Origin of the sequence: Stenotrophomonas nematodicola, assembly GCF_009467805.1 — a bacterium.
Lineage (GTDB): Bacteria > Pseudomonadota > Gammaproteobacteria > Xanthomonadales > Xanthomonadaceae > Stenotrophomonas > Stenotrophomonas nematodicola.
In genome coordinates this window covers 521,899-533,587 of sequence record NZ_WIAY01000001.1, presented here as the reverse complement: position 1 = coordinate 533,587, position 11,689 = coordinate 521,899, and the positions used below count along the sequence as shown (strand labels likewise).

The 11,689-nt window shown below is 69.7% G+C and carries 13 protein-coding genes; 12 read left to right on the top strand and 1 reads right to left on the bottom strand.

Features of this window, described 5'->3' with window-relative positions; genetic code table 11:
- Positions 1-5 precede the first annotated feature (5 nt).
- The gene (gene thrC, locus GDJ08_RS02310) at positions 6-1,298 is read left to right on the top strand and encodes a threonine synthase (RefSeq protein WP_153164223.1); all 1,293 of its coding nucleotides are present in this window, start codon (positions 6-8) and stop codon (positions 1,296-1,298) included.
- A 34-nt stretch (positions 1,299-1,332) separates the two neighbouring features.
- On the opposite strand, the gene GDJ08_RS02305 is transcribed toward thrC, so the two are convergent.
- Positions 1,333-2,094: a Crp/Fnr family transcriptional regulator gene (locus GDJ08_RS02305; protein WP_017355819.1), complete on the bottom strand. Its 762-nt coding sequence runs from the start codon at positions 2,092-2,094 to the stop codon at positions 1,333-1,335.
- A gap of 141 nt (positions 2,095-2,235) precedes the next feature.
- Between GDJ08_RS02305 and hisS the strand changes: the two genes are divergently transcribed.
- The 11 genes from hisS to hisIE all read left to right on the top strand — a co-directional run bounded on the left by hisS (position 2,236) and on the right by hisIE (position 11,620).
- Positions 2,236-3,633, top strand: coding sequence for a histidine--tRNA ligase (gene hisS / locus GDJ08_RS02300; RefSeq protein ID WP_017355820.1), 1,398 nt, complete (start codon positions 2,236-2,238; stop codon positions 3,631-3,633).
- A 23-nt stretch (positions 3,634-3,656) separates the two neighbouring features.
- Positions 3,657-3,950: a hypothetical protein gene (locus GDJ08_RS02295; protein WP_017355821.1), complete on the top strand. Its 294-nt coding sequence runs from the start codon at positions 3,657-3,659 to the stop codon at positions 3,948-3,950.
- 266 nt (positions 3,951-4,216) lie between these two features.
- On the top strand, positions 4,217-4,537 hold the full coding sequence (locus tag GDJ08_RS02290; protein WP_017355822.1) for a YerC/YecD family TrpR-related protein: 321 nt from the start codon (positions 4,217-4,219) through the stop codon (positions 4,535-4,537).
- Between the two features lie 11 nt (positions 4,538-4,548).
- Positions 4,549-5,460, top strand: a complete 912-nt coding sequence (gene hisG, locus GDJ08_RS02285; RefSeq protein ID WP_017355823.1) for an ATP phosphoribosyltransferase — start codon at positions 4,549-4,551, stop codon at positions 5,458-5,460.
- A complete protein-coding gene (gene hisD, locus GDJ08_RS02280) occupies positions 5,457-6,752 on the top strand; it encodes a histidinol dehydrogenase (protein ID WP_153164222.1) in 1,296 nt (431 codons plus the stop codon). The genes hisG and hisD overlap by 4 nt, the downstream gene beginning before the upstream one ends.
- Positions 6,749-7,837 carry a histidinol-phosphate transaminase gene (hisC, locus tag GDJ08_RS02275; RefSeq protein WP_153164220.1) on the top strand — a complete coding sequence of 363 codons (1,089 nt, stop codon included), beginning with the start codon at positions 6,749-6,751 and terminating at the stop codon, positions 7,835-7,837. The genes hisD and hisC overlap by 4 nt, the downstream gene beginning before the upstream one ends.
- On the top strand, positions 7,834-8,907 hold the full coding sequence (gene hisB / locus GDJ08_RS02270; RefSeq protein WP_017355826.1) for a bifunctional histidinol-phosphatase/imidazoleglycerol-phosphate dehydratase HisB: 1,074 nt from the start codon (positions 7,834-7,836) through the stop codon (positions 8,905-8,907). The genes hisC and hisB overlap by 4 nt, the downstream gene beginning before the upstream one ends.
- Positions 8,904-9,506: an imidazole glycerol phosphate synthase subunit HisH gene (hisH, locus tag GDJ08_RS02265; protein WP_017355827.1), complete on the top strand. Its 603-nt coding sequence runs from the start codon at positions 8,904-8,906 to the stop codon at positions 9,504-9,506. Before hisB ends, hisH begins: the two co-directional genes overlap by 4 nt.
- Complete coding sequence (gene hisA, locus GDJ08_RS02260; RefSeq protein ID WP_017355828.1) at positions 9,503-10,237, top strand: 1-(5-phosphoribosyl)-5-[(5-phosphoribosylamino)methylideneamino]imidazole-4-carboxamide isomerase; 735 nt, start codon at positions 9,503-9,505, stop codon at positions 10,235-10,237. Before hisH ends, hisA begins: the two co-directional genes overlap by 4 nt.
- Positions 10,231-11,007 carry an imidazole glycerol phosphate synthase subunit HisF gene (gene hisF, locus GDJ08_RS02255; protein WP_017355829.1) on the top strand — a complete coding sequence of 259 codons (777 nt, stop codon included), beginning with the start codon at positions 10,231-10,233 and terminating at the stop codon, positions 11,005-11,007. Before hisA ends, hisF begins: the two co-directional genes overlap by 7 nt.
- Positions 10,997-11,620, top strand: coding sequence for a bifunctional phosphoribosyl-AMP cyclohydrolase/phosphoribosyl-ATP diphosphatase HisIE (gene hisIE, locus GDJ08_RS02250; RefSeq protein WP_017355830.1), 624 nt, complete (start codon positions 10,997-10,999; stop codon positions 11,618-11,620). Before hisF ends, hisIE begins: the two co-directional genes overlap by 11 nt.
- The last annotated feature ends 69 nt before the right edge of the window (positions 11,621-11,689 follow it).

The following is an 11,689-nucleotide window of genomic DNA, read 5'->3' as shown; positions in this document are numbered from 1 at the left end:
GTCCGATGAATTTCGTTTCCACCCGTCATGCCGCCCCCGCCGCTTCGCTGAGCCAGGCCATTGCTGCCGGGCTTGCGCCTGATGGCGGGCTGTACGTTCCCGCCCGACGTCCGGCACCGCAGGCATGGCGCGCCCAGGGCAGCCTCGCGCAGGATGCCGCAGCAGTGCTCGCCCCGTACTTCGCTGGTGATGCGCTGGCCGCGGCGCTGCCGGCGCTGTGCGCGCAGGCGTTCGATTTCCCCGCGCCGTTGCGCGCCCTGTCCACCCCGGGTGACCACGTACTGGAACTGTTCCACGGGCCCACGGCGGCATTCAAGGACTTCGGGGCACGCTTCCTCGCCGCCAGCCTGGCCCGGCTGCAGCGCGACCAGGCCCGCCCGTTGACGATCGTGGTGGCCACCTCCGGCGATACCGGGGCTGCCGTGGCGGCCGCGTTCCATCGCCAGCCGGGCATCCGGGTGGTGGTGCTGTATCCGGATGGGCGGGTATCGCCACGCCAGGCGCATCAGTTGGGCTGCTTCGGCGACAACATCCGCACCCTGCGCGTGGCCGGATCGTTCGACGACTGCCAGGCGATGGTCAAGCAGGCGCTGGGCGACCGCGCGCTGCAGGCGCAGGTGCCGCTGAGCTCGGCCAACAGCATCAGCCTCGGGCGCTGGCTGCCGCAGATGAGCTATTACGCGCACGCCGCGCTGGAACACCACGCCGCCACCGGGCAGGTACTGAACCTGGTGGTGCCCACCGGCAACCTGGGCAATGCGATGGCCGCGGTACTGGCGCGGTCGATGGGCCTGCCGCTGGGCCGGATCGCCCTGGCCACCAATGCCAATGATGTGCTGCCGCGTTACTTCCACGGCGCCGACTACGCACCCTCCGCCAGCGTGCAGACGGTGGCCAACGCGATGGACGTGGGGGCACCCAGCAATTTCGAACGGCTGCGCTGGTTGTATGCCGAGGACGACACGGCATTGCGGGCCGACTTCCGTGCCGATGCGATGGACGATGCGGCGATCCGGGCCCTGATCGCGCGGCGGTATGCGCAGGCGGGCGAGGTGTTCTGTCCGCATACGGCAACGGCGGTCGCCCTGCTCGAACGCCTGCGCGCGGAGGGGGTCGCGGGGGACTGGGCGGTGGCCGCCACCGCGCATCCGGCCAAGTTCGAGGGGGTGGTCGAGCCGTTGATCGGCCGTGCGCTGCAGGTGCCGCCGGCATTGGCCCGGCTGCTGCAGCGCCCGGCCAGCGCCGAACCCTGCGCGCCGGACTACGCCGCGTTGCGTGAGGTGCTGCTGCAGCCGTAACGCCCGTCAACGCCGGAGGGAGCCCGGCCGTGCGTCAGTACGCCTCGTCGGCCGACAGTTGGCGCAGTGCATCTTCGTCGAGGATCTCGACAGTGTTCAGATGGGGCAGGGCGATCAGGCCCTGCTGGCGCAGCTTGGTGAAGGTGCGGCTGACCGTCTCCATCGTCAGGCCAAGGTGGTCGGCGATGTCGCCGCGCCCCATCGGCAGGGTCACGCGTGTCCCGTCGCCCCCCAGCCGTGCCTCGCGCGCGGCCAGCCGCAGCAGGAAGTCGGCCAGCTTCTCGGCCGGTTGCAGACGGCCCAGCGCGAGCGCGGCGTCCTGCGCGGCATCCAGTTCCTGGCAGGCGCGCTGCAGCAGCTTGCGCTCCAGGTGCGGGAAGCGCGCGCGCAGGTCCTTCATCTGCGGCAGGGCGACCCGGCACACGCGGCTGTCGGCGATGGCCTCGATGTCATAGCGGTGATGGTCGCTGCCGCTGAGGCCGAGATAGTCTCCCGGCAGTACGAAGCCGCTGATCTGACGGCGGCCGTCGGCCAGGGTGCGGACCAGGCGCAGCGCGCCGGCGGTCAAGGTATAGACATGATGGCGCGGCTCGCCGGCGCGGGCCAGGTTGGCACCCAGCGGCAGCGGCTGCGACACGGTGACCCGCTCCAGCGCCAGCACCTCGTCCGGCGCCAGCGCCGAGCACACTGCCAGATGGCGCACCGAGCAGTGCAGGCAGTCGCGCAGCGGCGAGCAGCCCGGCGTGGCAGGGTCTTCAACGGCGGAGAGAGCGTTACCGGGGTGAGGCCGGGTCATGTCGAACCAGGGAGCGGGGCCTGCCTATGATACGTCATGCGGTCGTTGGCCCGGGCCATGCCCGCCGGACGAGGTGCCGCCGCCCGGCTGCGGCTAGAATACGCAGCTCGCTCATCCCCCCGTTTTGCAGGAGTCCCGCAAGTGATCAAGCCCCGTACGCCGCCCGGCATCATGGAATTGCTGCCGCGTGAGCAGATCGCGTTCCAGCGCATGCTGGACGTCATCCGCCGCAACTACGAGCGGTTCGGGTTCCTGCCGGTGGAGACGCCGGTGTTCGAGCTGTCCGACGTGCTGCTGACCAAGTCCGGTGGCGAGACCGAGCGCCAGGTGTATTTCGTGCAGTCCACCGGCGCGCTGGCCAATGCGGCCGAAGCGGGCGACCGGAGCCTGCCGGAACTGGCCCTGCGTTTCGATCTGACCGTGCCGCTGGCGCGTTACGTGGCCGAGCACGAGCACGACCTGACCTTCCCGTTCCGCCGTTACCAGATGCAGCGCGTGTACCGCGGCGAGCGCGCCCAGCGCGGGCGTTTCCGCGAGTTCTACCAGTGCGACATCGATGTGATCGGCAAGGACAGTCTGAGCGTGCGCTACGACGCCGAGGTGCTGGCCGTGATCCACGCGGTGTTCGCCGAACTGAGCATCGGTGATTTCAGCATCCAGTTGAACAACCGCAAGCTGCTGCGCGGCTTCTTCGAAAGCCTGGGCGTGGCCGATGGCGAACGCCAGCTGGCGGTGCTGCGCGAAGTGGACAAGCTGGACAAGCGCGGCCCGGACTACGTGCGCGAGACACTGGTGGGCGAGGGCTTCGGCATTCCGGCCGGGCAGGTCGAGCGGATCCTGGCGTTCGTCGCGGTGCGCTCCAGCAGCCACGCCGATGCGCTGGCGCAGCTGGATGCACTGCTGGCCGACCCGGCCGCCAGCGACATGCTCAAGGCCGGCGTGGCCGAGCTGCGTGAGGTGCTGGAGCTGGTCAAGGCGCTGGGCGTGCCGGAGACCGCGTACTGCCTGAATTTCTCCATCGCCCGCGGCCTGGATTACTACACCGGTACCGTCTACGAGACCACGCTCACCGACCACCCGCAGATCGGGTCGATCTGCTCGGGCGGCCGCTATGAAGACCTGGCCAGCCACTACAGCAAGTCGCGCCTGCCCGGCGTGGGCATCTCGATCGGCCTGACCCGCCTGTTCTGGCAGCTCCGCGAAGCCGGGCTGATCGCCGGCATCGAGGACAGCAGCGTGCATGCGCTGGTGGCGCTGATGGACGACAACGGTCTGGCCCAGTCGCTGGACATCGCCCGCCGCCTGCGTGCCGGCGGCATCAATGCCGAAGTGCAGATGGAGCCGAAGAAGATCGGCAAGCAGTTCCAGTACGCCGCCAAGGCGGGCATCCGTTTCGTGGTGCTGGCCGGCGAGGACGAGCTGGCGCGCGGCGTGGTCGCTGTCAAGGACCTGCTGCGCGAGCAGCAGTTCGAGGTTGCCCGCGAGGAATTGGCCAGCGCCCTCCAGGTGGAGCTGGAACAGGCCAAGGTCATGCCGTGAGGCAGGCCGCGGCCGGGGCGCTGATGGCACTCCTGCTGACGGGGTGCCAGAGCGACCCGGCGCTGCACAGCCAGCGCATCGGGCCGGGACACTACCGGCTGGAGGCGGACCGCTGCCATGTTCTCCTCCCGGCGCCGCCGCGGCGGAATCCGCTGGAGCTGGATCTGGAAGCCCTCGCCGCGCGGACGTGCGGCGGCCGGGCCGGCCCGTTGGAAGCGCTGCAGCCCATTCCCAGCCGCCAGGGCAGTCTGTTCGGCGAATGCCTGCGCAGCGGCGCCCTGCGCGCCGAGGTGCGCTGCCAGCGCACCCCCCGGTAGAGCGGACCGTCGGTCGGCTTATCTGTCATCCGCCATCGTTCTTCGACCCCTCGGCACCGCCGCCCCCCGATACCCTGGCACCACGTCCGGTCGAGCCGCCCGTTGCTAGGCGGCGCTTCCGTCCGCCATCGCACCCCCTGAGCACCTACGCCCTGCGCGGCCCGCTGGCCAGCGCCCGGCTGAATCCTTCCCGGTCCGCACCCGTCGGCGTTTGACCGCGGCCGTTTACTTGCGCTAATGTATTAGCGCGCTATTACATTCATACGATGAAACTACGCCCTATCCCCCGTGAAAAAGATGCCCAGGCCGACCTGTCGGCGCTGGCCCGCGCGTTCGCTGCGCTGTCCAGTCCGGCACAGGTGACCGCGTTCCTGCGCGACCTGTGCACCCCGGCCGAACTGGAGGCGCTGTCGGACCGCTGGAAGGTGGTGCCGCTGCTGCAGCAGGGCGTGCCGTATCGCGAAATCCATGAACTGACAGGCGTCAGCGTGACCACCACCGGCCGTGTCGCGCGTTCGCTGGAGCATGGACACGGCGGCTATGCCGCTGCCGTTGCCGCCACTGCGTCCACCTCCGAATCCACGTAGAGACCCTCCCCATGAGTGCAACCCAGACTGCCCCGGCACGCGACCGGCTGCGTATTGCCATCCAGAAGAACGGGCGGCTGGCCGAGCCTGCCCGCAGCCTCCTGACCGCCTGCGGGCTGAGCTGGCGGCAGAGCCGTGACAAGCTGTTCTGCTATGGCGAATCGCTGCCGGTGGACCTGCTGCTGGTGCGCGACGACGACATTCCCGGCCTGATCGCTGACGGCGTCTGCGATTTCGGCATCGTCGGCCGCAACGAACTGGACGAGCAGGGCGCCGCCCGTCGCCGGATCGGGTTGCCGCAGGCTTATCAGGCCCTGCGCGGGCTCAACTTCGGCCAGTGCCGGCTGATGCTCGCCGTGCCGGAGGAATGGGAGTGGCAGGGCGTGGCCACGCTGGCCGGCAAGCGCATCGCCACCAGCTATCCGGCGATCCTGGCCGACTGGCTGGAGGCGCGCGGCATCGACGCGCAGGTGGTGGAGCTGTCCGGCTCGGTCGAGATCGCCCCGCGCCTCGGCACGGCCGACCTGATCTGCGACCTGGTCTCCAGCGGCGCGACGTTGGCCGCCAACCAGCTGACGCCGGTGGAAACGCTGCTGGACAGCGAGGCGGTGCTGGCCGGTCCGGTGCGGACACCCGACGACGCGCGCGCCGGCCTGATGGCAATGCTGCTGCGCCGGCTCGATGCAGTGGTCAACGTGCAGGACAGCAAGCTGCTGATGTTCCGCGCCGCACGCGACCGCGTGTCCGAGCTGAGCCGGCTGCTGCCCGATGCCGATCCGCTGGTGCACCTGCCCGACGACGGTGGACACCTGCGCCTGCAGACCATGTGCCACGGTGCGTTGACCTGGCAGCGGCTGGAGGAGCTGGAGCGCGCTGGCGCCCAGGGGTTGATGGTGTTGAGCGTGGAGCGGTCGCTGGCATGAATCGTCTGCAATGGTCCCAATTGGATGCCGATGCCCAGGCGCAGGCGCTGCAGCGCCCCGTGCAGGCCGTAGCGGCACGCACCCGTGAATCGGTGGCGTCGCTGATCGCGGCGGTACGCGCCGACGGCGATACGGCGCTGCGCGAAATCAGCCTGCGCTTCGATGGCGTAGCCCCGGCAACCTTCGAGGTCGGCGAGGCCGAGTTCGCCGCCGCCGAGCGGGCGGTGTCGGCCGACCTGCGCAAGGCGATGAGCGAGGCCGCCGCACGCATCGCGATGTTCCACCAGGCCGGCATGAGCCAGGGCTATGCGGTGGATACCGCTCCCGGGGTGCGCTGCGAGCGCGTGGTGCGGCCGATTGGCCGGGTCGGCCTGTACGTGCCGGCCGGCAGCGCGCCGTTGCCGTCCACCGCGCTGATGCTGGGTGTGCCGGCGCGGTTGGCCGGGTGCCGCGAAGTGGTGCTGTGTACGCCGCCGCGCAGCGACGGCAGCGCCGATCCGGCAGTGCTGGTGGCCGCGCGCCTGACCGGGGTGCACCGCGTGTTCACGCTCGGCGGCGCACAGGCCATCGCCGCAATGGCCTACGGCACCGAGAGTGTACCGGCCTGCGACAAGCTGTTCGGGCCGGGCAACAGTTTCGTCACCGAGGCCAAACAGCAGGTGGCGCAGGACGGCGCGGCGGCCATCGACATGCCCGCCGGTCCCTCTGAAGTGCTGGTGATCGCCGATGCCGGCGCCAACCCCGCATTCGTCGCCGCAGACCTGCTTTCGCAGGCCGAGCACGGCCCGGATTCGCAGGTGCTGCTGCTCACCGATGATCCGGCCATGCTCGCCAGGGTGGCGGCGGCCGTCGACGACCAGCTCGGCCGCCTCTCGCGCGCGTCGATCGCGGTGCAGGCATTGCAGGCATCGCGCCTGATCCAGGTGGAGTCCCTGGCGCAGGCCTTCGAGATCAGCAACCGTTACGCGCCCGAACACCTGATCCTGGCGCTGCGCGAACCACGTGCCTGGCTGGACAAGGTCGAGGCGGCCGGCTCGGTGTTCCTCGGCGACTACACCCCCGAAGCGCTGGGCGACTACTGCAGCGGCACCAACCACGTGCTGCCCACCGCCGGTGCCGCGCGTGCCTACAGCGGCGTGAGCGTGGCCAGCTTCCAGAACCTGATCAGCGTGCAGTCGGCCACGCCTGCGGGCATCGCCGCGATCGGCGAATGCGCGCGCATCCTTGCCCGCGCCGAAGGCCTGGACGCGCACGAGAACGCGGTGACGCTGCGCATGGAGGCGGCCGCATGAACGCTGCCTCCATCCTGTCGCTGGTGCGCGACGATCTGCAGGCGTTTGCGGGCTACTCGTCGGCACGCAGCAGTGCGCTGGTGGGCGATGTGTGGCTCAACGCCAACGAATCGGCGTGGGCCAACCCGGCCGACGTGGCCGGTGGCGCGCGGCGCTATCCGGACCCGCAGCCGGCGGCATTGCGCGAGCGGCTGGCCGCTCTGTATGGCTGCGCGCCCGAGCAGTTGCTGATCGGGCGCGGCAGCGACGAAGCCATCGATCTGCTGGTGCGTGCCCTGTGCGAGCCGGGCCGCGACGCGGTGGTGACCACCCCGCCGGTGTTCGGCATGTACGCGGTGTGCGCGCGGCTGCAGAAGGCGCCGCTGGTCGAAGTGCCGCTGATTGACCGCGGCGACGCGCTGGACGCCGACATCGACGCGGTGATCGCTGCCGCATTGGGCGGCAACGCCAAGCTGGTGTTCCTGTGTTCGCCATCCAACCCGGCCGGCAGCACGATCGCGCTGGCCGAGATCGAGCGTGTCGCGACGGCGCTGCAGAGCAGAGCATTGGTGGTGGTGGACGAGGCCTATGGCGAGTATGCGGAGCAGCCGTCTGCCACGACGCTGTTGAGCCGCCACGACAACATCGCCGTGCTGCGGACGCTGTCCAAGGCGCACGCGCTGGCGGCCGCCCGCATCGGCAGCCTGATCGCCGATGCCGCGCTGATCCAGCTGCTGCGCCGCTGCCAGGCGCCTTACCCGGTGCCGGCCCCCTGTGCGGATCTGGCATTGGCCGGTCTTGAGCCGGAATCCCTGGCCGTCACCGGCCAGCGCATCGCACAGGTCAAGGCCGAACGCGCGCGTCTGCAGGCTGGCCTGGCCGTGCTGCCCGGCGTGGTGCGCGTGTACCCCTCGCAGGGCAACTACCTGCTCGTGCGCTTTGCCGATGCACAGGTTGCGTTCGATGCGCTGCTCGCCGCCGGTGTGGTGGTGCGCGACCAGCGTGCCGCGCCCCAGCTCGGCGATGCGCTGCGCATCACCATTGGCAGCCCGGAGCAGAACGACCGCGTGCTTGCCGCCCTGATTGCCCGGAGGGCTGCCGCATGACCCCGATTCTGTTTGTCGACCGCGACGGTACCCTGATCGAGGAGCCAGCCGATTTCCAGATCGATGCCTACGAGAAGCTGCGCTTCGTCCGCGATGTGATCCCGGCGATGCTCAAACTGCGTGACGCCGGCTATCAGTTCGTGATCGTCAGCAATCAGGACGGGCTGGGCAGCGAAGATTATCCCCAGGCCAGCTTCGACGGCCCCAACGACCTGATGCTGCAGATCTTCGCCAGCCAGGGCATCGTGTTCCGTGACGTGCTCATCGATGGCACCTGGCCGCACGACAATGCGCCGACGCGCAAGCCCGGCATCGGCCTGATGCTGCCCTATCTGCAGGACCGCAGCATCGACTGGGCGCGCTCGGCGATGGTCGGCGACCGCCCCACCGACATCCAGTTCGCGCAGAACATGAACATCCGCGGTTTCCAGCTGCGCACCGCACAGTTCGGCGGCGAGTGGGACTGGAACGGCATTGCGCACGAGCTGGCCGACGCGCCACGCCGGGCGACAGTGCAGCGCACTACCAGGGAAACCCGCATCCGCGTCGAGGTCGATCTGGACCGCGTCGCCGAACCGCAGATCCATACCGGTCTGCCGTTCTTCGACCATATGCTGGAGCAGATCGGCAAGCACGGCGGGTTCGCGCTGACCGTGCACGCCGAGGGTGACCTGCATATCGACGAGCACCACACCATCGAGGACACCGGTCTGGCCCTGGGCCAGGCCCTGCGCGAGGCGCTGGGCGACAAGCGCGGCATCGGCCGCTATGGCTTTACCCTGCCGATGGACGAGACCCTGGCCAGCGCCGCGCTGGATTTCAGCGGCCGGCCGTACTTCGTGTTCGAGGGCGATTTCAAGCGCGAACGTGTGGGCGACATGCCCACCGAGCTGGTACCCCACTTCTTCCGCTCGCTGTGCGACGCGGCCGGGCTCAACCTCAACCTCCGCGTGCAAGGCGACAACGACCACCACAAAGTCGAGGCGTGCTTCAAAGTACTTGCGCGCGCCCTTCGCCAGGCCTTGCCACGGCAGGGCAGCGCGATGCCCAGTACCAAGGGGGCGCTGTGAGCGAAATCGCCCTGATCGATGCCGGCGGCGCCAATCTCGGCTCGGTCCGTTATGCGCTGGAACGGCTTGGCGCGCGCGTGCGACTGGTGCGCGACGCGGCCGGCCTGCGCGGCGTGTCGCGGGTGATTCTGCCCGGTGTGGGTGCCGCGCCGCATGGCATGGCGCGCCTGCATGCGCAGGGGCTGGTGCAACCCCTGCGTGAACTGGAGGTGCCGTTGCTGGGCATCTGCCTGGGCATGCAGCTGTTGTTTGAAGGCTCCGAAGAAGGTCATGTCGAGTGCCTCGGGCTGCTGCCCGGCGTCGTCCGCCACCTGCATCCGGCCACCGGGATCCGGGTGCCGCACATGGGCTGGAACCGCCTGCTGCCGCTGCGCGATGCGCCGCTGATGCACGGCGTGGCCGATCGTGCCAGTGCCTACTTCGTGCACAGCTACGCCGCGCCATTGAACGAACACACCGTGGCAGCATGCGACCACGGCGGCCTGTTCGCGGCGGTGGTGCAGCGCGGCCGCCACAGCGGCGCGCAGTTCCATCCCGAGCGGTCGGCCGCCACCGGTGCCCGGATCCTGCGCAACTTCATCGAGAACGCCTCCCCATGAGTTTCATCGTCTATCCCGCACTGGACATCCGCGACGGCCGCGTGGTGCGCCTGCTGCAGGGGGATTACACCCGGCAGACCACCTATGGCGACGACCCGCTGCCGCGCGCGCAGGTCTTTGCGGACGCCGGCGCGAGCTGGATGCACCTGGTCGACCTCGACGCCGCCCGTGCCGGCGGCTACACCCTCTCGCCCCTGCTCACGGCGATCACCGCGCAGACCGGGCTGAAGGTGCAGACCGGCGGGGGCGTGCGCTCGCGCGAGGATGTCGCGCGCCTCCTGCAGGCGGGCGCTGCCCGCGTGGTGGTCGGCTCCGTGTCGGTACGCCAACCGGATACGGTGATCGGCTGGCTCCGTGAGTTCGGCGCGGAGCGGCTGACGATCGCACTCGATGCCCGGCAGGCCGACGACGGCCGCTGGCTGCTGCCGGTGCACGGCTGGACCGAGACCGCCGACGTGACCCTGGATGCACTGGCCCAGCGCTATGCGCAGGCCGGCATGCGCCACCTGCTGTGCACCGACATCGCCCGGGACGGCATGTTGTCCGGGCCGAACATCGCGCTGTACCGGCACCTGTCGACGCTGCTGCCCGGCGTGGCCGTGCAGGCCTCCGGCGGCGTGCGCAGCGCCGCCGATGTTGCCGAGGCCAAGGTGGTGGGATGCGGTGGCGCGATCCTGGGCAAGGCGCTGCTGGAAGGGCGCATGAGCCTGGCGGAGGCGCTGGCATGCTGAGCCGCCGGCTGATTCCCTGCCTGGACGTGCGCGACGGCCGCGTGGTCAAGGGCGTACGCTTCCGCGATCACGTGGACATGGGCGACATCGCCGAGCTGGCCCTGCGCTACCGCGACCAGGGCGCTGACGAGCTGGTGTTCTACGATATCGGGGCCAGCCCGGAGGGCCGTGCGGTCGATGTGGGCTGGATCGAGCGCATTGCACGTCTGATCGACATTCCGTTCTGCGTCGCCGGTGGCATCAGCGACGTGGAGACCGCCCGCCGCGTGCTGTATGCCGGCGCCGACAAGATATCGATCAATTCGCCGGCGCTCGGGCGCCCGGCATTGATCGAGGAACTGGCCGACGCCTTCGGCGTGCAGTGCGTGGTGGTCGGCATCGATTCGGTCCGCGAGCCTGATGGCCAATGGCGGGTGCGCCGTTTCAGCGGCGACCCCGACAAGACCCAGGCAGTGCCGATGCGCACGCTGGACTGGCTGGTGGAGGCACAGCGCCGCGGTGCCGGCGAGATCGTGCTGAACTGCATGGACAGCGATGGCGTGCGCCGCGGCTACGACGTGGCCCAGCTTCGCCAGGCACGCGCGTTGTGTCAGGTGCCGCTGATCGCGTCCGGCGGCGCCGGGGACATGCAGCACTTCGCTGACGTGTTCGACCAGGCCGACGTCGACGGTGCGTTGGCCGCCAGCGTGTTCCACAGTGGCGCCATTGCCATTCCCGCACTCAAGCAGTTCCTGCGCGAGCAGCAGATCGAGGTCCGTGATGTCTATTGACGTATTCCCCTCCCGCGAGGCGCTGGCTGCACTGGATTGGGCCAAGGGCGACGGCCTGCTGCCGGTGGTGGTGCAGGACGCCGATACGCTGGCCGTGCTGATGCTCGGCTATGCCAATGCCGAATCGCTGGAGCTCACCCTGGTGACCGGCCACATGACCTTCTACAGCCGCAGCCGGCAGCGGCTGTGGACCAAGGGCGAGTCGTCCGGCAACGTGCTGGCGGTGACGGCCGTGCGGGTGGACTGCGACAGTGACAGCCTGCTGGTCAGTGCACGCCCGGCGGGACCGACCTGCCATACCGGCGCCGAAAGCTGCTTCGCGCAGGCGCCCGGCAGCTTCCTCGGGCGGCTGGATGCGCTGGTGCGGCAGCGCGCGCAGGACCGTCCGGCCGGCAGCTACACCACCTCGCTGTTCGAGGCAGGCACCCGTCGCATTGCCCAGAAGGTGGGCGAGGAGGGCGTGGAAACCGCGCTGGCAGGTGTGGTGCAGGACGATGCGGCGCTGCTCGGCGAATCGGCGGACCTGCTGTTCCACCTCACCGTGCTGCTGCGTGCGCGGGGACTCGGGCTGGAGGATGCGGTGGCGGTACTGGCCGCACGGCACGCCGCCTGAGCGTTGAACCGGTGCGTTTAACGTTGGTGAAACGCACCGCGGGGGATGATGTGCGGCTTTACAATCGCC

Coding starts and splice junctions, on each gene's coding strand:
- thrC (WP_153164223.1), top strand. CDS start 6: ATGAATTTCGTTTCCACCCGTCATGCCGCCCCCGCCGCTTCGCTGAGC.
- GDJ08_RS02305 (WP_017355819.1), bottom strand. CDS start 2,094: ATGACCCGGCCTCACCCCGGTAACGCTCTCTCCGCCGTTGAAGACCCT.
- GDJ08_RS02295 (WP_017355821.1), top strand. CDS start 3,657: ATGGCACTCCTGCTGACGGGGTGCCAGAGCGACCCGGCGCTGCACAGC.
- GDJ08_RS02290 (WP_017355822.1), top strand. CDS start 4,217: ATGAAACTACGCCCTATCCCCCGTGAAAAAGATGCCCAGGCCGACCTG.
- hisG (WP_017355823.1), top strand. CDS start 4,549: ATGAGTGCAACCCAGACTGCCCCGGCACGCGACCGGCTGCGTATTGCC.
- hisD (WP_153164222.1), top strand. CDS start 5,457: ATGAATCGTCTGCAATGGTCCCAATTGGATGCCGATGCCCAGGCGCAG.
- hisC (WP_153164220.1), top strand. CDS start 6,749: ATGAACGCTGCCTCCATCCTGTCGCTGGTGCGCGACGATCTGCAGGCG.
- hisB (WP_017355826.1), top strand. CDS start 7,834: ATGACCCCGATTCTGTTTGTCGACCGCGACGGTACCCTGATCGAGGAG.
- hisA (WP_017355828.1), top strand. CDS start 9,503: ATGAGTTTCATCGTCTATCCCGCACTGGACATCCGCGACGGCCGCGTG.
- hisF (WP_017355829.1), top strand. CDS start 10,231: ATGCTGAGCCGCCGGCTGATTCCCTGCCTGGACGTGCGCGACGGCCGC.
- hisIE (WP_017355830.1), top strand. CDS start 10,997: ATGTCTATTGACGTATTCCCCTCCCGCGAGGCGCTGGCTGCACTGGAT.